General features: G+C 59.6%; 27 protein-coding genes and 1 tRNA gene. 6 read left to right on the forward strand and 22 right to left on the reverse strand.

Features of this window, described 5'->3' with window-relative positions; all coding sequences use genetic code 11:
• The first annotated feature begins 43 nt into the window (after positions 1 to 43).
• The gene (gene flhB / locus FAA97_RS06930) at positions 44 to 1,126 is read left to right on the forward strand and encodes a flagellar biosynthesis protein FlhB (protein WP_136597818.1); all 1,083 of its coding nucleotides are present in this window, start codon (positions 44 to 46) and stop codon (positions 1,124 to 1,126) included.
• A gap of 5 nt (positions 1,127 to 1,131) precedes the next feature.
• A complete protein-coding gene (locus FAA97_RS06935) occupies positions 1,132 to 1,572 on the forward strand; it encodes a hypothetical protein (RefSeq protein WP_136597819.1) in 441 nt (146 codons plus the stop codon).
• Between the two features lie 61 nt (positions 1,573 to 1,633).
• On the opposite strand, the gene visR is transcribed toward FAA97_RS06935, so the two are convergent.
• The 13 genes from visR to FAA97_RS07000 form a co-directional block, all read right to left on the reverse strand.
• The gene (gene visR / locus FAA97_RS06940) at positions 1,634 to 2,383 is read right to left on the reverse strand and encodes a transcriptional regulator VisR (protein ID WP_136597820.1); all 750 of its coding nucleotides are present in this window, start codon (positions 2,381 to 2,383) and stop codon (positions 1,634 to 1,636) included.
• A gap of 9 nt (positions 2,384 to 2,392) precedes the next feature.
• The gene (gene visN / locus FAA97_RS06945) at positions 2,393 to 3,139 is read right to left on the reverse strand and encodes a transcriptional regulator VisN (protein WP_136597821.1); all 747 of its coding nucleotides are present in this window, start codon (positions 3,137 to 3,139) and stop codon (positions 2,393 to 2,395) included.
• A 282-nt stretch (positions 3,140 to 3,421) separates the two neighbouring features.
• A complete protein-coding gene (gene fliF / locus FAA97_RS06950; RefSeq protein ID WP_168800952.1) occupies positions 3,422 to 5,116 on the reverse strand; it encodes a flagellar basal-body MS-ring/collar protein FliF in 1,695 nt (564 codons plus the stop codon).
• Between the two features lie 153 nt (positions 5,117 to 5,269).
• Positions 5,270 to 5,659 (reverse strand): chemotaxis protein CheT, encoded by a 390-nt coding sequence (gene cheT / locus FAA97_RS06955; RefSeq protein WP_136597823.1) that lies wholly within the window; start codon positions 5,657 to 5,659, stop codon positions 5,270 to 5,272.
• Positions 5,660 to 5,672: 13 nt separating this feature from the next.
• Complete coding sequence (gene cheD / locus FAA97_RS06960) at positions 5,673 to 6,227, reverse strand: chemoreceptor glutamine deamidase CheD (protein WP_136597824.1); 555 nt, start codon at positions 6,225 to 6,227, stop codon at positions 5,673 to 5,675.
• Positions 6,224 to 6,613: a response regulator gene (locus tag FAA97_RS06965; RefSeq protein ID WP_006726293.1), complete on the reverse strand. Its 390-nt coding sequence runs from the start codon at positions 6,611 to 6,613 to the stop codon at positions 6,224 to 6,226. Before FAA97_RS06965 ends, cheD begins: the two co-directional genes overlap by 4 nt.
• A complete protein-coding gene (cheB, locus tag FAA97_RS06970; RefSeq protein WP_136597825.1) occupies positions 6,613 to 7,668 on the reverse strand; it encodes a protein-glutamate O-methylesterase CheB in 1,056 nt (351 codons plus the stop codon). Before cheB ends, FAA97_RS06965 begins: the two co-directional genes overlap by 1 nt.
• Positions 7,668 to 8,570 carry a protein-glutamate O-methyltransferase CheR gene (gene cheR, locus FAA97_RS06975; protein ID WP_136597826.1) on the reverse strand — a complete coding sequence of 301 codons (903 nt, stop codon included), beginning with the start codon at positions 8,568 to 8,570 and terminating at the stop codon, positions 7,668 to 7,670. The genes cheB and cheR overlap by 1 nt, the downstream gene beginning before the upstream one ends.
• A complete protein-coding gene (locus tag FAA97_RS06980; protein ID WP_136597827.1) occupies positions 8,567 to 9,034 on the reverse strand; it encodes a chemotaxis protein CheW in 468 nt (155 codons plus the stop codon). The genes cheR and FAA97_RS06980 overlap by 4 nt, the downstream gene beginning before the upstream one ends.
• A 4-nt stretch (positions 9,035 to 9,038) precedes the next feature.
• Positions 9,039 to 11,291, reverse strand: a complete 2,253-nt coding sequence (locus FAA97_RS06985; RefSeq protein WP_136597828.1) for a chemotaxis protein CheA — start codon at positions 11,289 to 11,291, stop codon at positions 9,039 to 9,041.
• Between the two features lie 16 nt (positions 11,292 to 11,307).
• A complete protein-coding gene (cheY1, locus tag FAA97_RS06990) occupies positions 11,308 to 11,673 on the reverse strand; it encodes a chemotaxis response regulator CheY1 (protein ID WP_136597829.1) in 366 nt (121 codons plus the stop codon).
• Positions 11,670 to 11,969 carry an STAS domain-containing protein gene (locus FAA97_RS06995; protein ID WP_136597830.1) on the reverse strand — a complete coding sequence of 100 codons (300 nt, stop codon included), beginning with the start codon at positions 11,967 to 11,969 and terminating at the stop codon, positions 11,670 to 11,672. The genes cheY1 and FAA97_RS06995 overlap by 4 nt, the downstream gene beginning before the upstream one ends.
• Positions 11,970 to 12,105: 136 nt before the next feature.
• A complete protein-coding gene (locus FAA97_RS07000; protein ID WP_136597831.1) occupies positions 12,106 to 13,731 on the reverse strand; it encodes a globin-coupled sensor protein in 1,626 nt (541 codons plus the stop codon).
• A gap of 684 nt (positions 13,732 to 14,415) precedes the next feature.
• Between FAA97_RS07000 and FAA97_RS07005 the strand changes: the two genes are divergently transcribed.
• The 4 genes from FAA97_RS07005 to FAA97_RS07020 all read left to right on the forward strand — a co-directional run bounded on the left by FAA97_RS07005 (position 14,416) and on the right by FAA97_RS07020 (position 16,930).
• Positions 14,416 to 14,676, forward strand: coding sequence for a DUF2934 domain-containing protein (locus FAA97_RS07005; protein WP_136597832.1), 261 nt, complete (start codon positions 14,416 to 14,418; stop codon positions 14,674 to 14,676).
• The gene (gene glgA, locus FAA97_RS07010) at positions 14,673 to 16,271 is read left to right on the forward strand and encodes a glycogen synthase GlgA (RefSeq protein ID WP_246041360.1); all 1,599 of its coding nucleotides are present in this window, start codon (positions 14,673 to 14,675) and stop codon (positions 16,269 to 16,271) included. The genes FAA97_RS07005 and glgA overlap by 4 nt, the downstream gene beginning before the upstream one ends.
• Positions 16,268 to 16,573, forward strand: coding sequence for a hypothetical protein (locus tag FAA97_RS07015; RefSeq protein WP_136597833.1), 306 nt, complete (start codon positions 16,268 to 16,270; stop codon positions 16,571 to 16,573). The genes glgA and FAA97_RS07015 overlap by 4 nt, the downstream gene beginning before the upstream one ends.
• Positions 16,574 to 16,654: 81 nt before the next feature.
• The gene (locus tag FAA97_RS07020; RefSeq protein ID WP_136597834.1) at positions 16,655 to 16,930 is read left to right on the forward strand and encodes a BON domain-containing protein; all 276 of its coding nucleotides are present in this window, start codon (positions 16,655 to 16,657) and stop codon (positions 16,928 to 16,930) included.
• A 148-nt stretch (positions 16,931 to 17,078) separates the two neighbouring features.
• Here the strand turns inward: FAA97_RS07020 and FAA97_RS07025 are convergent, their stop codons facing one another.
• The 9 genes from FAA97_RS07025 to yacG form a co-directional block, all read right to left on the reverse strand.
• Complete coding sequence (locus FAA97_RS07025) at positions 17,079 to 17,321, reverse strand: hypothetical protein (RefSeq protein ID WP_136597835.1); 243 nt, start codon at positions 17,319 to 17,321, stop codon at positions 17,079 to 17,081.
• Between the two features lie 158 nt (positions 17,322 to 17,479).
• Entirely contained in the window at positions 17,480 to 18,535 is a 1,056-nt protein-coding gene (locus FAA97_RS07030) for a glycoside hydrolase family 25 protein (protein ID WP_136597836.1), read from the reverse strand.
• Between the two features lie 154 nt (positions 18,536 to 18,689).
• Positions 18,690 to 20,738, reverse strand: coding sequence for a 3'-5' exonuclease (locus tag FAA97_RS07035; protein WP_136597837.1), 2,049 nt, complete (start codon positions 20,736 to 20,738; stop codon positions 18,690 to 18,692).
• A gap of 10 nt (positions 20,739 to 20,748) precedes the next feature.
• The gene (locus tag FAA97_RS07040) at positions 20,749 to 21,270 is read right to left on the reverse strand and encodes a hypothetical protein (RefSeq protein WP_136597838.1); all 522 of its coding nucleotides are present in this window, start codon (positions 21,268 to 21,270) and stop codon (positions 20,749 to 20,751) included.
• A gap of 36 nt (positions 21,271 to 21,306) precedes the next feature.
• On the reverse strand, positions 21,307 to 23,133 hold the full coding sequence (locus FAA97_RS07045) for a DUF294 nucleotidyltransferase-like domain-containing protein (RefSeq protein ID WP_136597839.1): 1,827 nt from the start codon (positions 23,131 to 23,133) through the stop codon (positions 21,307 to 21,309).
• Between the two features lie 83 nt (positions 23,134 to 23,216).
• On the reverse strand, positions 23,217 to 24,986 hold the full coding sequence (locus FAA97_RS07050; protein WP_136597840.1) for a sodium:solute symporter family protein: 1,770 nt from the start codon (positions 24,984 to 24,986) through the stop codon (positions 23,217 to 23,219).
• Between the two features lie 12 nt (positions 24,987 to 24,998).
• The gene (locus tag FAA97_RS07055) at positions 24,999 to 25,259 is read right to left on the reverse strand and encodes a DUF4212 domain-containing protein (protein WP_136597841.1); all 261 of its coding nucleotides are present in this window, start codon (positions 25,257 to 25,259) and stop codon (positions 24,999 to 25,001) included.
• A gap of 244 nt (positions 25,260 to 25,503) precedes the next feature.
• A tRNA-Phe gene (locus FAA97_RS07060) sits at positions 25,504 to 25,579 on the reverse strand.
• A 207-nt stretch (positions 25,580 to 25,786) separates the two neighbouring features.
• Positions 25,787 to 25,999, reverse strand: a complete 213-nt coding sequence (yacG, locus tag FAA97_RS07065; protein ID WP_136597842.1) for a DNA gyrase inhibitor YacG — start codon at positions 25,997 to 25,999, stop codon at positions 25,787 to 25,789.
• Between the last annotated feature and the right edge of the window lies 1 nt (position 26,000).

The raw sequence follows: 26,000 nt of genomic DNA on the forward strand, positions 1-26,000 counted from the left end.
CGCCCGGCTTTTCTCCTCACGGCCCTGAAGGATTACGGCGTCCATGGCCGACGATGAAGACAAGGATAACAAAACCGAAGACCCGACAGAGAAGAAGATGCGCGATGCCCGCGAAAAGGGCAACGTGCCCTCTTCTCGCGAAGTCCCGATCTTTGCCACCTCGCTCGCCTTCTATGTCTACTCGGTCTTTTTTCTCCCAGATGGGATGAGCCGGCTCGGCGAAACGCTGAAAGACATCTTTGACCGGCCGGAGCAATGGCGCCTCGGCACAGCCGTCGATACGGTGTCGCTTTTTACCCATCTCGCTTGGGAGATCAGCGCAATGCTGGCTCCCCTGCTGCTTCTCTTGATCCTGCTTGGCGTTGGGGCAAACGTCGCCCAGCACATGCCCGAATTCGTGCTTGAACGCATCCGCCCGCAAGCCAACCGGATCTCCCCGATCAAGGGCTGGAACCGCCTTTTCAGCGCGCAGGGCATGGTGGAATTCGGCAAGTCCGTGTTCAAGATCATCGTTGTGTCGACGATCATCGTGTTCATGCTGATGGACGACTACTACGCCGTCATTGACGCCATGTTTTCCGACCCGCAGGTCATCTTCGTCAAGTTTGCCGACATCCTCCAGAAAATGATGCTGATCATCGTCATGGCGACCGGCGTGCTCGCGGCTGTCGACGTCTTCTGGACGCGCCATCATTGGTATGAACAGCTGCGTATGACCAAGCAGGAGATCAAGGACGAGTACAAGCAGGCCCAGGGTGACCCGATCGTCAAGGCACGCCAGCGTTCGATTGCCCGCGACCGCGCGCGCCGCCGCATGATTGCCAATGTGCCGCGCGCCACGCTCGTAATTACCAATCCGACACACTATGCCGTCGCGCTTCGCTACGTGCGAGAGGAAGGCGATGCGCCTGTGGTTGTGGCAAAAGGACAGGATTTGGTCGCGCTGAAGATCCGCGAGATTGCGATGAACAATGAAATACCAATTTTTGAGGACCCGCCGCTTGCCCGCTCCATGTTTGCGCAAGTCTCGGTCGATAGCGTCATTCCGTCAATGTTCTACAAAGCGGTCGCGGAACTCGTCCATCGAGTCTACGCCAGCCGCGCCCCCAAGAGACGGATGCGCTAACGACCATGAAAAAGTGCTCTTTTACCAACCAGCGTGAGCGTATCGTAGCCGAAGCCATCAGCCCCGTTGCAAGCGAGTTGCGGCTGCTCGATGCCGCCGATCTGATATCGCTTCTGCGATTCGAGCTGTATGGTAACCTGTCGGATCTCGTTGCATCCGCCGCGGAACTTTATTTCCATCCGGGCACGGTCTCCTTCGGCGCAGGCGGCGATTATCGCCTGGAATGGGGCGGTCCGCCTGAGATCGTGCTGGATGTGGAAATCAAGCCGCGCGATATCACGATCTATGCGCAGCTGATCCTGACCGACGCACATGCCGCGATCGATATAAAGCACATCGCATTTCATACGACCGCCGGAGACCCGGATGCCAATACGGCGATGCTTGCCGAGCGGCTTCAAGAGGCGCGCTTCGTCAAGACCACGGCTTCACCGCTTTACGGTTGAATTGCCCTTGGAGGCGGCAGGGTCACCCTTACCGTCACCTTAGAATGCCAGCGGCCTCCACTCAGGTGATGTAGCCGAGACGTATGGCCTTTGCGATCGCCTGGATACGGTTGACCGAATCAAGCTTGATCGTTGCCGATCCGAGATAGGCGTTGACCGTGTGAACCGAGAGGCCCAGGCGATCGGCGATCTCTTCGCTGATGCGACCATCACCAGCGAGCTGCAGGCATGCGATTTCGCGCTCGCTCAAGGTTTCGGCAGGGGCCGACCGCCTCTCGTCCAGCGACAGGATTTCCGTCATGACGCGATAACAGCGGCTGTGCACCGAGAGAATGAGCTCGCCCGGAAGGTCCGCACCGCCTGATGTCGGGAAGATGACATAGCCATTGCCGACGGCCCCGAGCCGAACGGGAAAGGCGATGCCTGAATATGGCAGCAAACGCTCGTCGAGCTGCACCACGAAGGGTGTGAAGTCCGAGGCATCGAGAAAGCCGGTCCTTTCCTGTGCGTTCCACAGAACCGGCAGGGTCGATGTCTCTATGTGGTTGAGAATCGTTTCGCCGTAGGCCGCCAGGAAGGCATCGCGACCGCTGGAGAGGGTCGGGCTCCAGTTCTCGAATTCCACGTTCAGCCGGCGCTTGTGCGGCAGACTTGCTCCAGCGATACGAAACGCCGCGAAGCCGCGTGCATTTAGCATGCGCTGCAAGGACACCAGTTTCGGAAATATGTCAGACCGCGATGTCGGCAATCGTTGGCCGGTCCATGAGACATCTTCGATAACGGTTCCGCCAGATCGGGTCTGCGTTGCCATCCTCATCCCCTAAACCAGATTGTTTCGAACAGCATAGGCGATCGCTTCCGACCGCGTCTTGGTCGCCGTCTTTCGCATGACGCTCGTGATGTAGTTGTTGATCGTGTTGCGGGAGATGCCGAGAATCGTCGCGATCTCGTCGCTCGTCTTGCCCTCGGCGATCCAGTAGAGGCATTCCAGCTCGCGTTCCGTCAGATCGAAATCGCGGTCGCTCTTGTTTGCCTTGGCATTGGACAGGCTGACCGCGTAGCTGGCCAGAAGCCCTGTCTCGCGCAGGCGCTCCGGAGACAGAACGAGATCCTGCCGATAGAGAAGCAGCAAGGCCAGGCGATTGCGACCGACAGTCAACGTCATGGTGCAGTACTGCCGGCTCAAGCCTGCCGGGACAAAGGCATCGTCAGGGATGATTGCGTATTTCGGCTGCAAGACCGACAGGCACTTTTCCAGCTCCGTCGAGCGGGAATAGGCGGTGGCCAATTCGCTTTCGAGACGCCGGACGAGATCGAACGGCCAATCGGACGCAACGACAAAATCCAGCCCGACTTCCTGAACGAGATCGTAGCGCGCAAGCAGATAGTGCGAGGCGCCGACATAATCGCATAGCAATCTGAGACACTGGGCCATGTCGCGCGACAATGCGGGCGAAACCAGCTTGCGGATGAGCACATCTCGTGATGACGACGCCCCGCCGGGCGCAGCGGCTGTCGGCTCAACCGGACGGCCCTTCAAACCACTCTTTGTGAGCTCGGCATCCATTCAATAGCCCCTTTGAACTGATCGCCTTGCAAGATCAATGCTTTCACCTGGTTGAAGCATAGACCCCGAATCGGCGCGGATCGTACCCCCAAACCCAACGAATCATGCAGATTACAAAATATAAAGTGGCACAGATCACAACGCAGGTCTTCCTCCTGCCCTTGATAAAGCATGCGCGGTCCACGCCTATCGCTCAACACTGAGTTTTAGGGGGTAAAACGAATAAAGCCGCACCTTGTGGTGCGGCTTTGTCTCGTTTTGTCAGTTTTCGGTGTGACCCGATCAGGCGGCGTTGTCGACAGCCCACTTGCGCAGGATCTTGGCGGCACGCTCCTCGGAGATTTCCACCATCCGCGCAAGGCGCCGCTCGGGGCCTTCCTTGACGCGACGGTTGAAGCCACCATTCGGATCGTCGTCCATGGTGAGGAGGTCGTCGGTGGAATCGAAACCGAAGTCCGCACCGAAGCCGTCCATGAGACCGCCGCCGCCGCCAGCGCCCATCGGGGGCGAGAAATCGGGCAGCTCGAGACCTGCGGCCTGCTCGCCGATGCCACCTGCCAGAGCCGGCTCGCTGCCGCCGAAGCCGGCCGAGCGGACCATCGGACGGATGCCCATCCAGATGATGAGGAAGGCAACGGCAACAAAGGCGAGCGAGTTGATAATCCCGCCGACATTGCGGCTGACGATTTCCATGAAGCCCGGGCCTGTCGCGGACTCTTCCAGAAGCTGGTTCTCAAGGAAGTCCATGGCTGTCAGCGTGACCACGTCGCCGCGCTGCTGGTCGAGACCGGCAGCCGAAGTGACGATCTTCTGCATTTCAGCGAGATAGGCATCGATCTTGGCCTGATCGACGGGCTCGCCGACCATGGTTGCGATACGGCCCCGGTTGACCACCACGGCCACAGAGATCTTCTCGACCGTATAGCTGTTCTTGACGGTCGCAACGGTCTTGCTGTTGATTTCGTAGTTGGTCTGCTCTTCTTTCTTGTCCTGCTCGTCAGACGATTCCGGCCCGCCTCCCCCGGCTTCCGGGGCGGCCTGCGGAATGTTCTGCTCGACCGTTGCCGCTGTATCGGACTGCCGCTGCAGCGACTTCTGCGCTTCCTTGGTCACGCGGACAGAGCGCTCGACGCGCGATTCCGGATCGTAGATCGTCTCCTGGATCTGCTGCGTATCGGTGTTGATCTGCGCCGTGACGCTGGAGCGGAAGTTGTCCATACCCAGGAAGGGAGCCAGCGCCTTGTCGATATTGGTCTCGATCTCGTTTTGAACCGACTGGACGACGCCAAGCGAGCGGGTTGCTTCGCCACCGCTTTCATCGCCCGCGGCCAGTAGCTGGCCGGTGGAATCGAGAATCGTGACGTCTTCCACTTCAAGCGCGGGCACCGATGAAGCGACCAGCTGGCGAATCGAGGCGGCAGCCTTGCGGCCGGCCTCGGACGATGCGCGGATCATGACGGAGGCGCTCGGCTTCTGTTCGCCGCGGCGGAAGTTGCCGACATCCGGCATCACGATGTGGACGCGGGCGGCAGCGATGCCAGCGATCTGCTGGATGGTCCGGGCGACTTCACCTTCCAGCGCGCGGACGCGGGTGACTTCCTGCATGAAGGAGGTGAGGCCAAGCGAGCCGACATTGTCGAAAAGCTCATAGCCGGCATTGGCGCTGTTCGGCAGACCGCGCTCTGCGAGAAGCAGACGCGCCTTGCCCGTCATGCCGGCAGTTACGCTGATGCTCTGGCCATCGCTGCCTGTCTCAAAATCGATGCCGGACTCGGCCAGGGCAATGCTGATCTGATTGAGATCGACGGGCTCGAGGCCAACATAAAGCGTTTCATAGGAGGGTTTGTTGACGTAAAGGGCACCAGCGAGAATGAGAGCAAAAGAAACAATTGCAACGCCAGCCATGGCAAGCAGCTTGGCCTGCCCCATCGCGGCGAAATTCTTTGATACCTGAAGTAACTGATTTAACAGATTCATTCTGTCTCGCACCCTCAAAACAAAGGTCAGGGCGTTCTTGCCCTCGGTGCGACCTTAGAAAGCGAAACTTGTGCGAGCGTTTCGTCGGGCTGATATGCCGAAATCATTTCGGCAACCGGCCAATCCGGATCATGGGCATCCGGTTGAAATGGATCAAAAGAAATCGAAGTCCCCGGCAGCCTTAATCAGCGGCTGCGAGTGGCCATGGCGCAATCCAGCCCCCAGAGCCTTCTGCATGTCTGCGAGCTTGACGAGGCTCAGCGCGGTCGTCATGTCGATCATCCAGTCCGATGGGATGGATGCCGTGATGGTATCGATGAATTCCGCAAGACCGCGTGCCTTCTGGACAGCCAGATCAATTCCCTGCAGGACCTTCAGACCATCGGGATGCTCGAGCACATGCGGGCCACCCAATTCCAGCAGATGCGGCTCGACACGCTCGATCAGATAGGCAACGTCATGCAGTTCGCTGACGATGCGCATCAAGATCTCGGGCAGTTCTTCCTGGAGATCCTGAGGTCCAGAATTTGTATCTTTGTGCATCCGATTTCCAATATCAGAAAAACTCAATTGATGTTTCCACGGGCTTCGACACAGGTGCCGGACGCTGTTCCATGGCGACCGTCTTCTGCGTTTCCGCGCCCGTTAGCGGATATTGCCGAGCCCGACCGCTGACTGGCCAGAACTCCAGCTTACGCCCATGCTCGCCGCCCGTCGAGGAACCGACAACCTTGATGCCTTCGTCCCGCAGGAATTGCATTGCGAAGGCGGCGTTCTGTTCCCCGACATTCGAGAATGTCGCAATCGTCTTGGCTCCGCCAAAAATCTTGGCTTCCAGCCTGTCTCTCCGGGCGCCCTTCTTGAGCAGCCCGTTGATCAGCAGTTCCATCAAGTGAACCCCGTAACGTGTGGCGTCGCCGCCACCAGCACCGGGGACCGCCGAGCCCGGCAGGAGGAAGTGGTTCATGCCCCCTACCCCCGCAATCGGATCTCGGATGCAGGCAGCAACGCACGAGCCGAGGATCGTCGATAGGACCACATTCGGGTCGTTCACGACTTTCCATTCGCCTTGTATGATATGGACGCGCTTTGCTGCACTGTCGTCAATCATTTTAGTGCTCCGAATACAGCCTCGATGGCCGCCTTCATTTTTTCGATGGTGAACGGCTTGGCGAGAACATTGTTGGCGCCGAGCTGGGCCGCCTTCTGGACCAGCGCACGGTCGCCCTGTGCGGTGAGAATGATGAAGGCTGCCTTCTTGGTGTTCGGGTTTGTACGAACTGCCTGAAGAAGACCGAGACCATCCATCTTCGGCATGTTGAAGTCAGAGATGACAAGGTGATGGGGCTGCTGCTCCATGATTTTCATGCCCTGCTCGCCATCGCCGGCGGCAGTGATCTGCTTGAAGCCGAGCTGGGTCAGGGCATCGCTTAGGAGGAGGCGACTGGTGACCTGATCGTCAACGATCAGAACTTTGATTTTTTCGGCTAGTGACATTATTCGATACCTTCTTTTCGGGCGGCAGTGAGCTTGAGGATTTCCTCCCCAATGGAACCGAGGGGTAGTTGTTGCTCCACGGCGCCCAGTTCCTGGGCGACGCGCGGCATTCCGTAGACCACGCAGGTCTTTTCGTTCTGACCGATGGTGCTTGCACCGGCGTGACGCATTTTCAGCAGGCCAGAGGCGCCATCGCGCCCCATGCCGGTCAGGATGACACCAACCGCATTGCGGCCGGCAAGTTCCGCAACCGAATCGAACAGCACATCCACCGAGGGGCGATGTCCGTTGACCGGAGCGCGCTCGACCAACCGGCAGCAGGGCGCCGACGCGTTTGCGACCTGCAGATGACGATCGCCGCCGGGGGCCAGATAGATCTTGCCGATCTCGAGCCGAGCGCCGTCGGTTGCCTCTTCGACGACAGGAGCGCAGAGACGGTTGAGGCGCTCCGCGAAGCTCTTGGTAAATGTCGAGGGCATGTGCTGCGTAATGACCGTGGGCGGGCAATTGCGCGGAAACTTTTGCAAAACCGTGATCAGCGCTTCCACACCGCCCGTCGAAGACCCGATGGCCACGATCTTGCGCCCGACGCGGAATTCCTTTGCGGGAACCACAGGAGCAGGCGCAGGCTGCACCGAGCGCGCCGACGGCTGGAAACGATGCTGCGAGCGGGCCGCAGCCTTGACCTTGTCGGCCAGCTCGCCAAAGGGCCGTGGTTCACCCGGCTGCGGTTTCGCCACACAATCAAAGGCACCGATTTCAAGCGCCGCGAGCGTGGCCTCGGCACCCCGATGCGTCATGGTCGAGACCATGATCACCGGCATTGGCCTCAGCTTCATGATCTTTTCGAGAAACTCCAGACCGTTCATGTTCGGCATCTCGATGTCGAGCGTAACGACATCGGGATTGAGTTGCTTGATCGCGGCGCGAGCTTCCATGGCGTCGCCGGCCTGGCCGACCACATTCACGTCGGGATCCTGATTGAGGACCGCAGTGATCAGGCCGCGCATGGTTGGGCTGTCATCGACGACGAGGACGCGTGCGGGTGATGCCATTATTTGCGCCCTCCATTCTTGCCGAGATAGCGGTAGGTGGTGATACCGATATTGTCGAAATCGTTCTTCGGATCCCCCGAAACGCGTTCCGAATGCCCGATATAGAGGTGGCCGCCAACCGGCAGGAGGTCGGCGAAACGAGTCCAGATACGCACCTGGGTCGGCTCGTCGAAATAGATCACGACGTTGCGGCAGAAGATGACGTCGAACTGTCCCTTGAAGGGCCATTGGGTCATCAGATTGAGTTCGTTGAAGGTAATGATCCGTTTCAGCCGGTCGTCGACCTGATGCTTGCGGCGACCACCGACATCGACCTCCTTGAACCACTGCTTGCGCATGGCCGGCGACACGGTTTCCAGCGCCTGGTCGTCATAGGCACCCTGGCGGGCGATCGCCAGAATCTTCGGATCGATATCCGTTGCGAGGATCTTGAAATCGTAGTCCGCCGCATTGGGGAATGCCGTCAGAACCGTCAGCGCGATCGAATAGGGCTCCTGCCCGTCAGAACAGGCAGCCGACCAGATGCGCACCCGGCCACCGGCCTTGGCGCGGGCGATGAGGCCGGGGAGGACTTCGTCACGCAGATGCTCGAAGTGGTGATTTTCGCGGAAGAAACGGGTGAAGTTCGTCGTCAGATGCGAAAGCATCTCCCGGCGCTCCGCCGAACCTTCCGGGGACGATACAAGCTGGCAATAGGCGCGAAAACCCGAGAGACCGAGGTTGCGGATATGTTTCGACAGACGCGAGTATACCAGCGAAGCCTTTGAATCGTTGAGAGCGATCCCGGCATCCGAATAGATCATCGCTGCAATCTCGTTCAGATCGCGCCGCGTCAGCGGATACTCCCCGCTGGCGAGGACTTCATCGTCCGAAAGACGAGAACTCTGGACTTTTACGGTCATGCGGCTTCGCTTTCGGAGTCGTTGAACAAACCACCCAGCTCGATCAGACAGATCATGCGGTTCTCAAAGGCAAGAATTCCGCGTGCGTACTGCTTTTCGAGATCAGATGAGATCTCAGGCGTCGGTTGAATATTCTCGTCGGTCACTGTGAGGATGTCTGAAACAGCATCCACCAGAAGGCCAACCACTCGTGTTTTCACCTGCGCCACGATGATGACATGACGCTGTGTCGGCTCTGCCGGCTTCATGCCGAGCCGGAGGGAGAGATCGACAATCGGCAGCACAGCGCCACGCAGATTGATCACTCCCAGAACATAATGCGGGGCGTGCGGTAGAGGCGTGGCCTGTGTCCAGCCTCTAATTTCACGCACCGACATCACGTTGACGCAAAATTCCTGATCTCCGATCCGGAAGGCGATGAGCTCCCGATTGCCGGCGACCAAGTTTTTCACCGCATGCTGCATTCTCTTATCCCGCAACTGCCAAGGACATTTCCTGTTTCAGTGACTGACCGCGCGAAGCGGCAACCACGGCGTCCACATCAAGGATCAGCGCGACCCGGCCATCGCCGAGGATGGTGGCAGCCGCGATACCCGGCACGTGGGTGTAGTTGGCTTCGAGCGACTTGATGACGACCTGACGCTGCCCCTGGATCGCGTCGACCATAAGGGCGCGCTGACCGCCACCTTCGGATTCGACCAGAAGAGCCACACCCTCGACCGGATTGGCCTGCGTGCCGCGGAAGTTCAGGATCCGGCCGACATCCACCAGCGGGCAGAAGGAATTGCGGATCGAGATCAGGCGCTGGTTGGCACCGAAGGAGTGAATGTTCTGCGCTTCCGGCTGGAGCGTTTCGACGATCGCGGTCAGCGGTACGACGAGGGTCTGGCCGGCAACCGTCACCACCATGCCATCCAGGACGGCAAGCGTCAGCGGCAGGCTCATGGTGAAGGTCGAGCCGTGACCCGGACGCGAGGTGATCGAGATGCGGCCGCCGAGCGCCTGGATGGAGCGCTTGACCACGTCCATGCCAACGCCACGGCCGGAGATGTCGGAGATCTTGTCCGCAGTCGAGAAGCCGGGGGCGAAGATCAGGTTGTCGATTTCTTCGTCCGTCAGGTTGGCATCCGGCGAAATCAGTTCGTTGTCGATCGCCTTCTGCTTGACGCGCTCGCGGTTGATACCGGCGCCGTCGTCAACCAGCTCGATCACGATACGGCCCGAGCGATGCTTTGCCGTCAGCTTGATCGTGCCTTCCGGATCCTTGCCGGCGGCTGTACGCTTTTCCGGGCTTTCGATGCCGTGGTCGACGGCATTGCGGATCATGTGAGTCAGCGGTTCGGCCAGCTTGTCGATGACGGTCTTGTCGACTTCGGTGTTTTCGCCTTCCGTCACAAGACGGATCGACTTGCCGACCATGTCGGCCACTTCACGAACGATACGCGACATGCGCTGGAAGACCGGCTTCACCGGCTGCGCACGGATCGCCATGACCGAGTCCTGGATCTCGCGGGTGAGCTGCTGCAGCTCTTCAAGCCCCATATTGATCGAGGAGGTTCCGTTGTTGTCGTTCTCGATGACGCTCTGCGAGAGCATCGCCTGATTGATGACAAGCTCGCCAACGAGGTTGATCAGGCGGTCGACGCGGTCGAGATCGACGCGGATCGTCTGGCCAGCTGTGGAGTTGGCAGCGGTTGCGGCGGCAGCGGCTGCGGCAGCGGCGGCAGCCGGGGATTCCTTCTTCTCCACCTTGGCAGCTGTGGCAGTCATCTTCATGACATTGCTTGCCGTCTGGGCGGCGTCGACAGCCTGTGCGACATCAGCGGAATCCGACTGAACCTCAGGGCCGTCATCGAGCATCGACAAGTCAAAGGGGACGGCAACCATCGGTGGCTCTTCGCCAGCCGGTGCCTGTTCCTCGACAAGCTTCACATCGAGATCGCAATCCCATTCTGCAAATTCGAAAACCTGCCGGATCGCTTCTTCGCCCTTCTGCGCCTGGATCTTGATCGTCCAGTGGAAGTAGGCGCCTTCTGGATCGATATCGTCCAGCGAGGGCAGATCGTCCATATTGCAGTTGATCGTCATTTCGCCGAGACGAGCGAGGTCGCGCAGCAGCAGGGCTGCCTCGTTACCCTTGGCATAGAGATCGCGGCGTGGCTTGAACGTCACATCGAACGTCGGCACGTTGGTTTCGGTCTCTTCACCGTCAAAGCCGTCAAAGGTGAAGGGGATCGGCTGGAATCCGCTGTCATCCGTCGGCGCTGCTTTTTCGACAACCGGTGCAGGTGCGGGCGCGGCTTTGGCGACAACCGGTGCAGCGGACGCAGCTGGCGTCTCACCATTGGCAAGCGCTTCCAGCTCCTTGACCAGACCGCTCGAGCGGCTTTCATCTACGCTGCCGCCGTCGCGCGAGGCGGTGACGAGGTCAGCCAGCACGTCGGCCGACTTCAGCATCACCTTCATCACTTCAGGGCCGGGTTCCAGCTTGTTGGATCGAACGCAATCAAGAGTGGTCTCGAAGACGTGTGCGAAGGCAACCAGGTCATCGAGACCGAAGGCGCCGGCACCGCCCTTGATGGAGTGCACCGCACGGAACACGGCGTTGACCGTTTCCGGATCGCGATCCCCATCGTTCATTTTCAGAAGACCGGATTCCAGTTCAGCGAGCTGTTCCTCGCATTCCTGGAAAAAGATCTCTTTGATTTCGTTCATATCCATAGGAGAAATTCCCGGCTTAGGCGGTTACACGCTCGATGGCATCGATCAGCTTGGTCGGGTCAAACGGCTTGACGATCCAACCGGTCGCACCGGCCTGGCGGGCACGGTTCTTTTTCTCAGCGTCGCTTTCCGTGGTCAGAACCAGAATCGGAACGGCGCGATACTTGTCATTCTTGCGAACACCCTCGATGAAGCCGAAGCCATCGAGACGCGGCATGTTGATGTCGGTGACGATGACATCGGGATTGCACTCTTCGAGGACTTCCAGACCTTCTACGCCGTCTTCGGCCTGAATGGTCTCGAAGCCAGCATTGTTCAGGGTGACCAGCAGCATGTTTCTGATGGTTCTGGAGTCGTCCACGGTCAGGACTTTTTTCTTCATTTCCGGATCTCCTTGGCGAGCAGATGATCGATGTTGACGCCGATTAGTTGCATTGTCTTCAGGAAGGCCTCAGAGGCCTTTTCAAACGAGAGAGGATGCTTGTCGGATTCCCATGCCTTGGCTGCCGCCATAAGAACCTGGACGCATTGCGTGCCAACCCGCTCTACCCCCGATGCGTCGATGGCCAGAGGCGCACCGCGCAAAGACAAGAGATTGGCCTTGAGGTTCGAGGCCTCGTTCAGGTCCAGAACTGCCGGAAGTTTCAAGCCCTTCCGATCGCCTTTCTTAGTTGCCATCATTCATTTCCTTGTCTTACGAGGCAGAGTCTTTCACTGCCGAACAGTCGTCTCGGTTGAGCCAATCTCACGGTGTGTCTGTTCGCCCTGTCCGCCCCTAGGTTTCTTGTGTATCGCAAGGTGGTAAACAATCTTCTCAACGCCCTAACCCCGCTATTTGCAGTGGTTGGGCGAATTCGACCTCAAAAGCGTCAGAAGGCCTGCCGTCAGGGCCTGATGCGTTGAATCCGTGGTCCGGATGCACCTGAAAATGCGCCCGCTTCGGCGATGCCTTTGCCGCGCGATGCTGCTGCTCGATATGGAACTCCCGAACTGTCTGGCCGAGCTCCAGGATGACCTTGTGCAGATCCTGTGATTGATTGGCGGCTCGGTCGGCAACGGCAACGGAATTGGAAAGCTCCCTGCCGATTTCAAAGACGGTTCCGGTGGCAGCTGAAAGCTCGCCTTCGCAGCGTCCGGTATCCATGACGATCTCGGCCATGGCACCGCTGATGCCTTTGACCTGACCAACGATGTCGGCAATGGCGCCTTGCGTCTTGGCGACCATATCCACACCCGCCTCGACCTGGTTCTTGGTCGTGGAAACGAGGGTCTTGATCTCGCGGGCCGCATCGGCCGAGCGCTGCGCAAGCGCCCGGACTTCCTGCGCAACGACCGCAAAGCCGCGACCGCTATCGCCAGCACGGGCCGCCTCGATACCGGCGTTCAGAGCAAGCAAATTCGTCTGAAAAGCGATTTCATCGATGGCACCGATGATATGGCCAATCTGTTCCGCCGAGGTTTCAATATCGGCCATGGCGCTGATGGCCTGACCCACCACTTCGCCGCTCGCTTCCACGGAGGCACGCGCCGCACTCACCGAGGCTTCGGCCTTGCGGGATTTCTCTGCCGTTTCGCGAAGGCCATGATTGATGGAGCCCAAGGACTGGCTGGCATCATCGAGACGTTGCGACTGCTCTGCCGCACGGCCTGAAAATTGCTGCGCGGCCTGGACGACCTCATCCGTTGTGCGCGCGGCCTGGCCGAGTTTCTGGTCGGAGGCAAGAAATGCCGTCTGCAGATGCTCGATGGCTTGGTTCATCTGGGCGGCGAGATCGCTATAGGTGTCCGGCACGTCGCTTGGCGCCCGGACCGTCAGATCGCCGTCAGACAGGCCCTCGAAAACCGGCCGGAAAATCATCTCGACCATCGAGCGATCTTCCTCGCGCGCTTTTGCGAGTTCCCGGTGGTGCTTGAGGCGCAGTTCATTGAAGCGCAGAGAAACTGCAATCTCGACGTCGACCATGACCAGCCGCAGCAGGGCGTTGATGAGGTCCGAGGCGTCCTGGTTTCGCCGCCGTGAAGACGAGAACAGGCCTTTGCTGCCCTGCTCGTTCAAAAGCGATGTGACGATGTGCTCCAGGACAACGGCGTGACCGGCGATATGCCAGCGGGGATCAAGTCCCATGCGGCTCTCGGTATCGGCGAGAACCTTAACCCGTTCGGCATAGAGGCCGTCAAATCGCGCGTCGGTCAGCACATCCCAATGCGACGACAGGAGGTCGTGGAGACGATCGTATTGATTATCAGATGTGAAGGCGCGTGCGGCATCCGGCGATGTCTGAAGTCTTTGAAACAGATCGCGAAGGGCCGCCTGGACCGGCGTGGTAAGCGCCGGGCGGTTGTGACGGAGCAGATCTCGGTCGCTCTCTTCCAGTCCGGCAAAACGCAGCCGATCCCGCAGGCTGCCAGCCTGCGCACCTGTTGCCTTCTCCGTGGACATGTCCTGAGCCACCATTGCACCCGCATTCGCCGCCCTTTGCGGGTCGGCTCATGCAGCGCGGTCATCGATCGGGGCGGATGCCCGGCAAGGCAGGGTCAGCGACCTTGCTCCGACGCATCACGGCCAGTCGCGGCGCGCTGCTTTCATGATCATTGCAGACCGGACCTGGACCGGTACGACGGGATGGCGTCATGCCCGAAGGAAATCTGGATGGAATCCCACTCCGACGTGTTCTTGAATCATTATGGTTAATTCCTTGCTTGAAGGTTAATAATGTCTCCACGAAGAACAGCAGAATGTAATAGATTTCCAATTTCTTACCTTTGGTAATCCTCTTCAAGGGCATTGCCACGTGGGGATGTAACCCAACGCGATGAGGTTGGTGGAGAAATCCGTTTATTGTCCCGACTTAGCCGCAGGCTGAGAACCTCAGGTTGCTCGTGATAAAGAATATCGGAAATATCTGATATCATTACAGATCACGGAAAATATCCTTCGCCATTGGGGGAACCCGCGGGCTAGCCCGGCGTTCTACCCTTGCCTGTTTCCCACAGAACGAAACTATGCCGGCAAGCTTGACTATGGGGGTCGCGTCAGCCGGAACATTGGTGGTGCCTTCGCGCATTGCCGATCATTCGTGACTGCGGGCCTGAGCATTGTGCGGCGACGACGGAGACTGTGACCATGCCGGATCGAAATGACGATTGGATCGCAAGACGAGCCTATGCGCTCTGGGAGGAAGAGGGGCGCCCCGACGGCAGGGATTCCGATCACTGGCGCGCCGCGCTTACAGAATACGAAGCCATGCTCGAGGCGTCCCGGGTAACCACCGAGAGTGCCGACCGTCGGATCGCAATGGCGCAAGCGCGGCTTAACGACGATGTCACGTCCCCCTTGGAAGACGGCAATGCCTCCTCTGCATTGCCGAGAGGAAAAGCGTCATGATCTCAATCGCCAACCCCCTCCCCTTGCCCCGAATGAAGTATGACGAAGCTTTGCCCTTGCCCCCTTATCGGCAGGCGCCCGCCGCAAGCGAGGAAGTGGCAGCTCGGATCGTTTCGAGGCCTCTTCAGGTTCTGGCCGTCACTTCGGAAGTTTTCCCCCTCATAAAGACTGGCGGTCTCGCCGATGTGACGGGCGCGCTTCCGAAGGCGCTGACACGATTTGGTATCCGTACGCATACCCTGGTGCCCGGTTATCCCTCAATTGTCAGCATGGCGCGTCTTCATCCACCGCTGATGGAGTTCGACAACCTGCTTGGCGAACCTGCTACCCTGCGCCATCTGGAGATCGACGGCCTCAGCATTTTTGTCCTGGATGCCCCGAGCCTGTTTGATCGCCCCGGTGGCCCCTATGTCGATACCAATGGCCTGGATCACCCTGACAACTGGAAGCGGTTCGCCGTGCTTTCGCTTGCCGGGGCGGAGATTGCTGCTGGAGCCCTTCCCGGCTGGCGCCCGGACCTCGTCCATACCCACGACTGGCAGACGGCGCTGACATCCGTTTATCTCAAGCAGATGGGGGCTTCGGTTCCAACCGTCCTGACCATCCACAACCTCGCATTCCAGGGGCAGTTTTCCGCCAGTCTGTTGCCGCAGATCGGATTGTCACCGGAAGCCTTCAGTATCGATTGCCTCGAATACTACGGTGATATCAGCTACCTGAAGGGCGGCTTGACAACGGCGGCCCATATCACGGTGGTCAGCCCGACCTATGCCCGCGAGATCCTCTCCTCAGCCTTCGGCATGGGGATGGATGGCGTCTTGAACGCGCGGCTCGATCAGCTCGAGGGTATTGTCAACGGCATCGACACAGAGATCTGGAACCCCGCCACTGATCCCTATCTTCCCCATCGCTACGATCAGAAGTCGGTGCGACACAAGGCAAAGAACAAGGCCATTCTGCTGGATCGCTTTGGACTGGACCCTGGCGAAGGCCCGCTCTTTTCCGCCGTGACGCGCATGACCTGGCAGAAGGGCATGGATATGCTGGCCGACGTTGCCGACGAAATCTTCCGCTGGGGTGGCAAGCTGATCGTGCTCGGCCAGGGCGACTCGGAGATTATCGCCCGGCTGAACGAGACAGCAGCGCGGTTCCCCGGAAAGATGGCGGTATCGAGCGATTACAACGAGGCGGCTTCCCACCTGATCCACGGCGGCTCCGACGCAATCATCCAGCCGTCTCGATTTGAGCCTTGCGGCCTTACCCAGCTCTACGCCCTTCGATATGGCTGCGTTCCCGTCGTGTCCCGCACGGGCGGCCTCGCGGAGACCATTATCGATGCCAATGATGCCGCGATGGCGGCACGGGTGGCGACCGGATTTCAGTTTCACCCCGTAGAGCCAGAAGGCCTGAGACACGCCCTTCGACGGACAGCATCGACCTATCGCGACAAGCGCAAATGGGATCGTCTGCAATTGCAGGCCATGCGGGCGGACTATTCCTGGGATCGCAGCGCAGAACGTTATGGCGACGTCTATATGCGACTGGCTCGATCGGGACATGCTGACCGTATCCAGGACCGAGGAGTGGACCCATGACCACCTCGCTGCAGACACTAGAGGCGCGGTTGAACGCTCAGCGCGAAATCGTCATCGCGCTTCTCAGTCATGCTTTGCTTGAGCGTGATACCGGCCTGGCTCTGCTTCGCAGTCTCGAAGAAGAAGTGATCGCACAGGATGGCGCCGAAGATCCAGGCTCGCAGCCTTCAGCCGGCTTTGCGCGTGGCAACGAGAAAAGTACCGAAATCCGGGAAATTCTCGACACCGCCAAGGCGCGGGCCAAGGCCATTCAGGCCCTGCAACAGCAGGATACAAAGTCGATTGGAGCAGGAAAGTTCTAACGCCGCGATCGAATATGGGGGCGCGGTCGGCGCCCCGCATGCGGCTTTCCGGATGTAACTTCGCCATAGGAGGTGCGCGACATGATCTTCAAACCACAGACATTTCATGGGGAGGCCCCAGCCGTCGAGCAGCAATATCCGACGGAAGCGGCACTTGAGGAAGCTGCAGCTGCGGCCCTTGCTGTTACGGAAGGCGTTGATGCGGCCGAATTGAAAGTCAAAGTGACGGGCGGCGAAGTCTTTCTGATGGGTTCGGTGACACGACGCGAGGAAATCGACCGGGCCGTGGAAACACTTCTCGCGGTCAACGGCGTCGAGAAAGTCAGTGTAAACGTTCAATGTGACAGTCCGCTCTGACGCGGCGCTGGTGCAGGGAGGTGAAGGCAAACGCCGACCGTCCCTCGAGAACAGTCAGCACATCGCGCCCGTCGCCTTCCGGAACGTGCAGTTGCACGTTCCTAGCGCCGCGCCTGTCCTAACCCGCAGGCTATTTTCGAGGAGGTGTTTACGTGTTGGCTTGGGACAAGGACGCCCAAGCATGCTGGTGGGGTGCCGTCTCGAGCATTCGTCCGGTCAGATCCTGTCGGCGCAGCACGAAGGCACGGATGCGGCCTCTGGCTTTCAGTGAATGATTGCGTGCCGCGTCCGCCGCAAGTGCGTGGCTTGGATAGCAGCCAGAATGATAACCCTCGTGGACGAAGGCCCAGCCGTCGCAGGTGGGAACGATGTCGTAAACTGCTTCGACCATGATAGGAGCCCTTGTTGGTTTTCAACCAAAAACGCCTATCACCCGCTTCCGGTTCCCTTCCCTTGCAGGAATATTGCCGCATGCGTCGAGCGCTCAGATCTGGGGATCAGGGACCCTTTCCAGGACGATCGTAGAGGCTCTTTGCAGGTTCGATCGCCTTATCGCAGACCGGCAACCCGTTCCCAGCTGGTCTTGCCCTCAACCCAGCGCTGCCAGTCCTTGACCGAACCGTAGAAGACATTGAGGTCGATCTTGCCATTGACGCCCTGGGACAGGCCCGAACCGGAATACTGCCAGAATACCCACTTGCGGCCCGGATAGGTCTTCGAAGGATGCGCTGCAACCGAGCGCAGCCAGAAGGGGTAGTCCAGGAAGTGGCCGCGCAGATTGTCCTTGTAGAAATCGGGGGCGGTGTAGATCACCGGACGTTTGCCGTAATGCCGCTCCAGACGATCCATGAAGACCTGCATCTTCTCGCGGGCCTTTTCCGGCGAAAGTTTGAAACGGCAGCTCGACTCGCCGTTATATTCGACATCGATGACCGGCGGCAGCGCATCCGGATCCTTCGGTACGTTGCGGATGAACCAGTCGGCCTGTTCGGACGCGACACGGCACCAGTAGAAGAAGTGATAGGCGCCGCGCTTCAAACCTGCCGCTTTCGCGCGATCCCAGTTCGTCCGAAACATCGGATCGAGATGATCGCCGCCGTCAGTCGCCTTGATATAGGCGAAGTTCGCACCGTTCTTGCGCAGGGTGTTCCAATCGATATTTGCCTGCCAGCGGGAGACGTCCACGCCATGCACGGCATGGTGCTTGGGTGTGACCTTGCCGAAATTGATCGGCTTGGCGTCGCTGAAACGCTGATTGTAAACCTTGTGGCGATCCCGCGACAACGGCGCAAGCAGGGACAATGGCCGCTGATTGGGCACCGGCATGCCGGCTGTCGTCGTTGGTGTTTCGAAATGCGTTGACGCAGGCGCGCTGGCAAAGGCGAGCGCTTCTGCATGCGGTGCCTCGGGGGATTGGACCGCAGGGGCGATGCTGCCCGTCTGCTCATTCACAGCCACGGTCGGCGTCGGTGCGGCAGCCACAACATTGGCCTGGGGCCGCTCGGCCCTGCCGATGCGCAATGCATCAATCGGGCTCGTTCGTGCGGTGCAGCTGCTAAGCGCCAGGCACAGGATCAGAGTGGTCGAGAGAGCATTGGAACGCATGAGAAACTTACCGCAACGTGAGCAGATGCAGGCAACCGCCGCATCAATTCTATTTTCGCTAACGAATGGTAGCGCTCATTGCTGAACGCAATCTCTACAAACATGGTTAACGTGCCGAAGCGGTTCAGCCCAGCTGGTCACTATGCTCCGCCGACTATGCAATCCGAGCGTCGTCGTTCAGATCGCGCAACAATCGTCCATGGCGTCGGGTCTGTGTCAGGAGATCGCCAAACCGGTGGCAACCTTGGCCAACCAGCATCTCCTTCATCTTGATGAACACATCCGCCGTCGCGATGGCATCCCCAAGGGCTGTATGTCTGACCTTTTCGTCGATCGTTACACCCAGCCGCTTCGCAAGCGCGTCAAGGGTGTGGACCTCGGCCTGGCCAAAGACGCTGGCGGAGACCAGCACCGTATCGACGATGGCATGGTGGAAGCGCAATCCCAATTCTCTCTCGCGCCGACTGAGGAATTCCATGTCGAATGGAGCGTTGTGGGCAACGAGCACGGCGCCCTCGGCAAAGCGATGGAACTGCCGCACGGCTTCTGCGACATCGACGGCATCTCGAACCATATCATCTGTCACGCCATGTACGGCTGTCGAGGACGCGGGTATGGGACGCCCCGGATTGACGAGAAGGTCGAAGACCTCCGTTTTGATGCGTTTGCCGTTGACAATGCGCACCGCGGCAATCTGCACGATCTCGTCGCCCTGCTCCGGCAGGAGGCCCGTCGTTTCGGTATCAAAGACGACATAGGTCAGCGCATCGAGTTTGGCATCCGAAAGCTTCTCGTAGTGCAGGCGCGACAAGAGCTCGAAATCATAGGTGACATCGCGGGACAGATCACCGCCAGCACCCGTCGGCCTCTCGACACTTTTGAGCTCCGTAGCGATGAGATTTCGTCCGCCCTCCTGGCCAAGGCGCATCTGACTTCCATGCGCCTTGAGGATCGTATCGCAGGTGACAGCCCCCTCGAAAACCGGTTGCTTCAGCCAGGCGTCAAGCTCCTCGCGGTCGGGCGCCGGACCATCCCAGACCAGACCGATGCTGACCCTCTCGCCCTCTGCGGAAACGGACAATGCGAAATGCAGTGCCGCCGTTGCCTGACGAACCTGAATAGCGATATGCGTGAGCAGGCTGACGATATCAAAGGCGTTGCAGCGAACTGTCATCGCCGCCACATCAGCGTGAAGCGTCAGCCCCGCCCCTGCCATTTCGCGTCGCAACTGCTCGGCCAATTCCCTAACCTCCGTCGAGGCCATCGGCCATCCGTCGGACCGGCAGGCTTCGAAACGAGCCTCAAGGGCATCGAGCATACGCTCCAGAGCATTGAGCGGGCCCTGGCTTGAAGGTCCCGGTACCATTGAACGATGCAATTCAGTGACGGCAGGGCGGATCTGCATGAAGATATCGCTGAGCAGGACATCCCGCCTTGCATAGGCAGCAACTTCCTGCGTCACATCGCGGAGCGTCATGACATAGGCACCCGCGTCCCCTTCATTGTCACCAGCCAGGCGCATGCGACCGGCGAGCCTTCGCAGGCCGCAGGGGCTGAGACAGAGGAATTCCGCCACCCCATCGGGATCGCCGGCTTCCAGGAGCCTGTGATGGGCATCGCGGATCGGCCCTTCGCTCAGGTAATCGAAGACGTTCCGATCGAGACAGACGGGCCGTTGTCCGCCGGAAAGCAGTTGGCGGGCGATGCCATTGTAAAAAACAAGATGGTGACGGCCGGTACACAAGAGGACCGCCGGCGGCACATCCGCAAGCAGCTGCTCCAGCTTCCCCTTGTCGGAGGAGAGCCGCGCCGTCTCGCGCTGCACTGCCTCCGTCAGGCCGGCACGGGCAGTGGCAAGGGTCGCCGTCGTCTCTGAAGCCGCAGCGGCGAGATCGCCGAGATAGCGCACGTCTTCGGCCTCTAGAACCTCCTCGACATCCGCATGCGCCCGCGCGCGCATGGCCGATGCCATCTTGTCGATCGGTCGCGCAATATGGGTATCGAAGAGGAACCAGATCCAGGTCACGAGAGCAAGGATCAGGAAGCCCGCGGCAATCGCGCCCTGCATCAGCGCGCCAAACATCTGCGGGCTACCGCCGCGATGATAGCCGAACCACAGACCCGCGGCCAGCGCAGCCACAGCGCCGAGCGCAATCGCCACGAAAAACAGAAGGATGCGGGTGCGCAGTCCAAGCTTGAGCAAGAGGCCCCCTTCAGCCTGCCGAACAGGCTATCTTCAACGCGGCATCATCCGCTGGCACTGCCTTCCAATCAGCACCAACCAATGCGCCATCGGCGGCAATCGAAACGCTCTGATCCAGCATGTCGGCGCGACGCAGGCCGGTGCAGTCATAGACTACCTTGACCGCCGAGACAGGTTGCCAGCGTGCAACAAGCAGCACATCGACCATCACCAGCCCCGACTGCTGCGGATGCCGCTTTGCGTTGCGCATATCCAGGGCTGTGAACCGTGTGGTCACCGGCTCGACATAGGACCACGGACGCCAGAAGGCCCGATCCTCGTTCTTCCAGGCAACCGCGATACCCGGCATCGCAATGTTCATACGCTCGAACCAGCTGTATTCGCTCCAGACGGAATAGCCGAGCATGCCCAGTCCGGCGAAAACGGGCACGATCCACTTTGGCAAGTATCCGCGGCTGAGCCAGCGCAACGCCATGGCCAGACCTGCCAGCGCAACGCCCGTGACAACAGCGGCAATCAATTCAAACAGCATTCCCTATTCCTTCAGAACAGCCCCGGTTGGAGCGCATCAGACAGGCGCACGCCCGCGGTTGGCAAGCGCCGATTGCATGGTCCGCACCACGACGAAGGCATCGCGCAGATGCGATCGCTCAAAATCGCCGAAATCATAGGGCGCGAGAAAATTATCCGGTTTGCGCCCATCGCGGACCTGACGCACCTGGTTGCGCAGGCGCATGTCGGCGATCAGATCGTAAGCCGCAATCAGATCCCGGGCACCGGCGCCGGAAATGATCCCGGCTTCTTCCGCCCCCAGAAGACGGGCGCGCGTATTCACCGCCGGCAGTTGGCCATACAGCGAATAGACGCGGCCAAGGTCCACGATGGGCACAACGCCATTGTGCTTCATGTCGATCTGATTGCGATGTTCGCCACTGCGAATTGTTGCAAAGCCGCGCAGCAAACCGAGTGGCGGCGCGTGTTTGAGTGAATTGCTGACCATATGCGCGACGAAGATCGAGTTGCGGCTGGCCTCTTCAAGCGTCTCGCTCTGCAGATCCTGATAGAGGGAAGAGGCGCCGCAGATCGGACGCAGATCGAACATGACGCTTGAAAGCATCTGTGCCATCGGATCCGGCTGTGCGATCCAATCCTGAAAATAGCTGCGCCAGACCGAGACCGGCTGGCACCAGCGCGGATTGGTGGCCATCATGTCGCCCGGGCAGTAGTAGTAACCGCAGATATCGAGCCCCCGGCTTACCTTGGCCGCAAGTTGCGTGAACCATGGCATGTCCTCAGGTTCAACACTGTCATCAATGAAGATGCAGTTGTCCTGATCGCTGACGCCGCTTTGCTCCTGCCGGCCCTGGCTGCCGCAGGCGAGCCACACATAGGGAACCGGCGGCGGCCCAAGCTCGCGCTCGGCGAGCATGATCAATCGTCGTGTCACGCTATCAGCAATGTCGGTGATCAGCCGGGTCACGACCTCATGCGCGTTGTTGGCGCCAACCAATTGCACCAGCAACTGCGGTATCCGTGCCGTAAAGTCACGCATTTCCTCCGGCGTTTCCGCAGCAGCGACATCACGGATCAGTTGGGCGGAGCTGATGGCGTGGAAGCGGATCAGGTCGGTCTGCGTGATCATGCCGACCAGCCGCTCGCCCTCGACAACAGGCAGATGTCCGACGCGCCGCTCAAGCATCAGATGCAGTATGTCCGACCCCAGTGCTTCGGCCGGCAGCCCGACAGGATCGGGCGTCATCACGGCAGCGACCGCCGTTGTTTCAGGATCGAGCCCCTCGGCAACGACGCGACCTGCGAGGTCACGCGTGGTCAGGATACCAAGAAAACGTTCGCCATCGACAACGCCGAGACTGGAGACATGGCGCTCCCGCATGATGGAGGCAGCCTGGCGCACGCTGTCGCCTGGCGCGCAAACCACAGGCGGACGCGACATAAGTTCGCTGACCTTCTGGATTGCAACATCGCCGCGACGCGGATCGGCAAAGCGGCCGCGCGTGAAGAAACGGGCGAAAACCGGCTGTTCCTGCATCAGTCGGCGGAATTCGTCGCCGGGCAGGATCAAGAGCCGGCAATCGGACAGCGCGGTGGCCGTGGTCACCGCCAATCCATCCACGAGGAGGCCGCGTTCGCCGAAGGAATTGCGGGACGCCAGTTCGGAGACCACGGTGCCGGAGGCATCCTTGATCTCGACCGTGCCATCCATGATCAGATAGAGGCCAGCGAGAACGTCGCCGCGCGTGTAAATCGGCGCTGCGGCAGGATAGGCCTTCGGTTCAAACCGGGTGGCAACACGGACAAGCTCGTCGCGTGGCAGGCTGTCATAGGGATGAACGGTTTCAAGAAAGGCCAGAGCCTCGGACGGTGTCTTTGACATCGCGTCTGCCCTCACATGGCGGCTTCGCGCCTCAGCTAGTTGAGGGAAAGGAGGGGCAATGAAATGCCCCTCCCCGATCGTGATCAGTGATGCGCCGTCGCTGCACCTGCGCCCCGCGGGACGCGGATGGATTCGACGAGATCCTGGACATGCTTCGGCGGAGCCTGGGTCATCATCGACACGATATAGGCCGTGGCGAAGTTGAGCAGGGCGCCAATCGGTCCGAACGCTGTCGGCGGGATGCCGAACAGATAGTTGGCCGGAACGTTTTCAACCATGTTGGTCCCTGCGACAAAGAACCAGCCCAGATAGGTGAACAGGTAGACGCAGGTAATAACCAGACCCACGATCATGCCGAGCGTTGCACCGAGCGAATTGATGCGCTTGGAGAAAATGCCCATCATCAGAGCCGGGAAGATCGTCGCAGCGGCGAGACCGAAGGCAAGTGCGACAGTCTGGGCGGCAAAGCCTGGCGGGTTGAGACCCAGCAGGGTTGCGACCAGGATGGCGCCGGCCATGGCGATACGAGCAGCCAGAAGTTCGGACTTTTCGGAGATGTCCGGCTTCAGGAAGTCCTTGATCAGGTCATGGCTGATGGCCGACGAGATGGCGAGCAGCAGACCGGCTGCGGTCGACAGGGCTGCGGCAAGACCACCGGCCGCGATGAGGCCGATAACCCAGCCCGGAAGCTGAGCGATTTCCGGATTGGCGAGAACGAGGATGTCGTTGTTGATCGTCAGCTCGTTGCCCGTCCAGCCACGCTGCGTGGCGGTATCGGTGAAGCCTGCGGCAGCATCGTTATAATACTGGATGCGACCGTCGCCGTTCTTGTCCTCGAAGGTCAACAGACCCGTGACTTCCCAGTTGCGCATCCAGTCCGGGCGCTCGTCATAGAGAACCGCTTCCTGCTGCGTACCACCCGGATAAATCGTGTCGAGAATGTTCAGGCGAGCCATGGCGCCGACAGCCGGAGCCGTCAGGTAAAGCAACGCGATGAAGACCAGCGCCCAACCGGCAGACCAGCGTGCATCCGCAACCTTCGGAACGGTGAAGAAGCGGATGATGACGTGTGGCAGACCGGCAGTACCGATCATCAGCGACAGGGTGAACAGGGTCATGTTGAGCATGGAGCCCTGGGCGGTATAGGCGTTGAAGCCGAGGTCGGTCACGACCTGGTCCAGCTTCTGCAAGAGCGGAAGCGCGGATTCGGTGTGCGTGCCGAAGAGGCCGAACCACGGGATCGGATTGCCGGTCAGCTGCATCGAGATGAAGATGGCCGGGATGGTGTAGGCGATGATGAGAACGATGTACTGGGCAACCTGCGTATAGGTGATGCCCTTCATGCCGCCAAGAACGGCATAGACGAAGACGACGGCGGACGCGATCCAGAGACCGGTCGAAACGTCTACTTCGAGGAAGCGCGAGAAGGCAACGCCCGCACCGGTCATCTGGCCGATAACGTAGGTTACCGAGATGATGATCAGGCAGACGACAGCCGTCAGGCGTGCGCCCTGGCTGTAGAAGCGGTCACCGATGAACTGCGGAACCGTGTATTTGCCGAACTTGCGCAGGTAGGGAGCAAGCAGGAGCGCAAGCAGAACGTAACCGCCCGTCCAGCCCATGAGATAGGTGGAGTTGCCATAACCGACGGTCGCGATCAGGCCGGCCATCGAGATGAAGGAAGCCGCAGACATCCAGTCCGCAGCGGTTGCCATGCCGTTCATGACCGGATTGACGCCACGGTTTGCAGCGTAGAATTCGGCCGTCGAGCCGGCTCGGGCCCAAATGGCGATACCGATGTAGAGCGCGAAGGACGCTCCCACGATAATCAGATTGAGTGTGTACTGATCCATTGTTGATCCGCCTTACTGCTCGTCGACGCCGAATTCGCGGTCGATCTTGTTCATGTACATCGAGTAGCCGAAGATCAGCACGATGAAGACGACGATCGAGCCTTGCTGGGCAAACCAGAAGCCGAGATCACTGCCGCCAACGGCGATGCCGGACAAGGCCGGACGAAGCAGGATGCCAAAGCCGTAGGAGACAATGGCCCAGATCGCCAGGCAGATGTAGATGATGCGTACGTTTGCAGACCAGTATGCGTTAGACGAAGATCTATCCGTCACGAGTACTCCTCCCTTTCCTCGACGAGGCGCCGCAGGGGGCGCCTATTCCTCCTTGTCATCCCACCCTTCCATGTCCCATGGCGGAATAGACAATTGTCTAGGAGTAACCAATCTCCCGGAGATCGTACATTCTCCGTTAGTCGCAGGAGAGACCTGTTGAGCTGTGGAAATCATCCGATGCACAGCTGCCGAACTGAAGGAGTTCGGCGGGGCATCCGTAAGTCGTCGATTTTTGAGAAGTGAATGGTGCCCGGAGGCGGATTTGAACCACCGACACGCGGATTTTCAATCCGCTGCTCTACCAACTGAGCTATCCGGGCATCTGGGCTTTCTAAAAGCCTATCAGCCGTTTCCGGCTGACCGGAGGGCGTTTCCCCCGGGAGCGAGCGGGGTTATAACATCTTGTTCGGCCATGGCAAGCGGTTGAGAGCACTTTTTTGAAGAAGATGTGAAAATCGCCAAAAAGCCAATGCGAACAAGCAGATCCGGAAAGTGGAAAAGCGGCTGTCAGAACCGCGTTTCCAGTTTCAGCCACGATCCTCGTCGTCGGCCTTGCTCTCGTCTTCTGCCACCGGAATGGCATAGGAGCCTTTCAGCCAGCGGGAGAGATCGAGATTGCGGCAACGGTCGGAGCAGAAGGGGTAGTTGTCGCGCGTCGAGGGCTTTCCGCATTCCGGACAGGGCCGCGATTTGCGCAGCGGCTCCACCTTGGCCGACCGGGTGATGTCATCGTCAGCCATG

The organism is Peteryoungia ipomoeae (genome assembly GCF_004912165.1).
Taxonomy (GTDB): Bacteria; Pseudomonadota; Alphaproteobacteria; order Rhizobiales; family Rhizobiaceae; genus Allorhizobium; species Allorhizobium ipomoeae.

Bases quoted from the DNA above. Each gene is read 5' to 3' on its own strand.
- FAA97_RS07045 (WP_136597839.1), bottom strand. From the start codon at position 23,133: ATGTCAAAGACACCGTCCGAGGCTCTGGCCTTTCTTGAAACCGTTCAT.
- glgA (WP_246041360.1), top strand. From the start codon at position 14,673: ATGATCTCAATCGCCAACCCCCTCCCCTTGCCCCGAATGAAGTATGAC.
- cheB (WP_136597825.1), bottom strand. From the start codon at position 7,668: ATGGCATCACCCGCACGCGTCCTCGTCGTCGATGACAGCCCAACCATG.
- visN (WP_136597821.1), bottom strand. From the start codon at position 3,139: ATGGATGCCGAGCTCACAAAGAGTGGTTTGAAGGGCCGTCCGGTTGAG.
- flhB (WP_136597818.1), top strand. From the start codon at position 44: ATGGCCGACGATGAAGACAAGGATAACAAAACCGAAGACCCGACAGAG.
- visR (WP_136597820.1), bottom strand. From the start codon at position 2,383: ATGGCAACGCAGACCCGATCTGGCGGAACCGTTATCGAAGATGTCTCA.
- fliF (WP_168800952.1), bottom strand. From the start codon at position 5,116: ATGAATCTGTTAAATCAGTTACTTCAGGTATCAAAGAATTTCGCCGCG.
- FAA97_RS06935 (WP_136597819.1), top strand. From the start codon at position 1,132: ATGAAAAAGTGCTCTTTTACCAACCAGCGTGAGCGTATCGTAGCCGAA.
- yacG (WP_136597842.1), bottom strand. From the start codon at position 25,999: ATGGCTGACGATGACATCACCCGGTCGGCCAAGGTGGAGCCGCTGCGC.
- cheY1 (WP_136597829.1), bottom strand. From the start codon at position 11,673: ATGAAGAAAAAAGTCCTGACCGTGGACGACTCCAGAACCATCAGAAAC.
- FAA97_RS07005 (WP_136597832.1), top strand. From the start codon at position 14,416: ATGCCGGATCGAAATGACGATTGGATCGCAAGACGAGCCTATGCGCTC.
- cheR (WP_136597826.1), bottom strand. From the start codon at position 8,570: ATGACCGTAAAAGTCCAGAGTTCTCGTCTTTCGGACGATGAAGTCCTC.
- cheD (WP_136597824.1), bottom strand. From the start codon at position 6,227: ATGATTGACGACAGTGCAGCAAAGCGCGTCCATATCATACAAGGCGAA.
- cheT (WP_136597823.1), bottom strand. From the start codon at position 5,659: ATGCACAAAGATACAAATTCTGGACCTCAGGATCTCCAGGAAGAACTG.
- FAA97_RS07000 (WP_136597831.1), bottom strand. From the start codon at position 13,731: ATGTCCACGGAGAAGGCAACAGGTGCGCAGGCTGGCAGCCTGCGGGAT.
- FAA97_RS07025 (WP_136597835.1), bottom strand. From the start codon at position 17,321: ATGGTCGAAGCAGTTTACGACATCGTTCCCACCTGCGACGGCTGGGCC.
- FAA97_RS07050 (WP_136597840.1), bottom strand. From the start codon at position 24,986: ATGGATCAGTACACACTCAATCTGATTATCGTGGGAGCGTCCTTCGCG.
- FAA97_RS07020 (WP_136597834.1), top strand. From the start codon at position 16,655: ATGATCTTCAAACCACAGACATTTCATGGGGAGGCCCCAGCCGTCGAG.
- FAA97_RS06985 (WP_136597828.1), bottom strand. From the start codon at position 11,291: ATGGATATGAACGAAATCAAAGAGATCTTTTTCCAGGAATGCGAGGAA.
- FAA97_RS06995 (WP_136597830.1), bottom strand. From the start codon at position 11,969: ATGGCAACTAAGAAAGGCGATCGGAAGGGCTTGAAACTTCCGGCAGTT.
- FAA97_RS06980 (WP_136597827.1), bottom strand. From the start codon at position 9,034: ATGCAGCATGCGGTGAAAAACTTGGTCGCCGGCAATCGGGAGCTCATC.
- FAA97_RS07015 (WP_136597833.1), top strand. From the start codon at position 16,268: ATGACCACCTCGCTGCAGACACTAGAGGCGCGGTTGAACGCTCAGCGC.
- FAA97_RS07040 (WP_136597838.1), bottom strand. From the start codon at position 21,270: ATGCTGTTTGAATTGATTGCCGCTGTTGTCACGGGCGTTGCGCTGGCA.
- FAA97_RS07030 (WP_136597836.1), bottom strand. From the start codon at position 18,535: ATGCGTTCCAATGCTCTCTCGACCACTCTGATCCTGTGCCTGGCGCTT.
- FAA97_RS06965 (WP_006726293.1), bottom strand. From the start codon at position 6,613: ATGTCACTAGCCGAAAAAATCAAAGTTCTGATCGTTGACGATCAGGTC.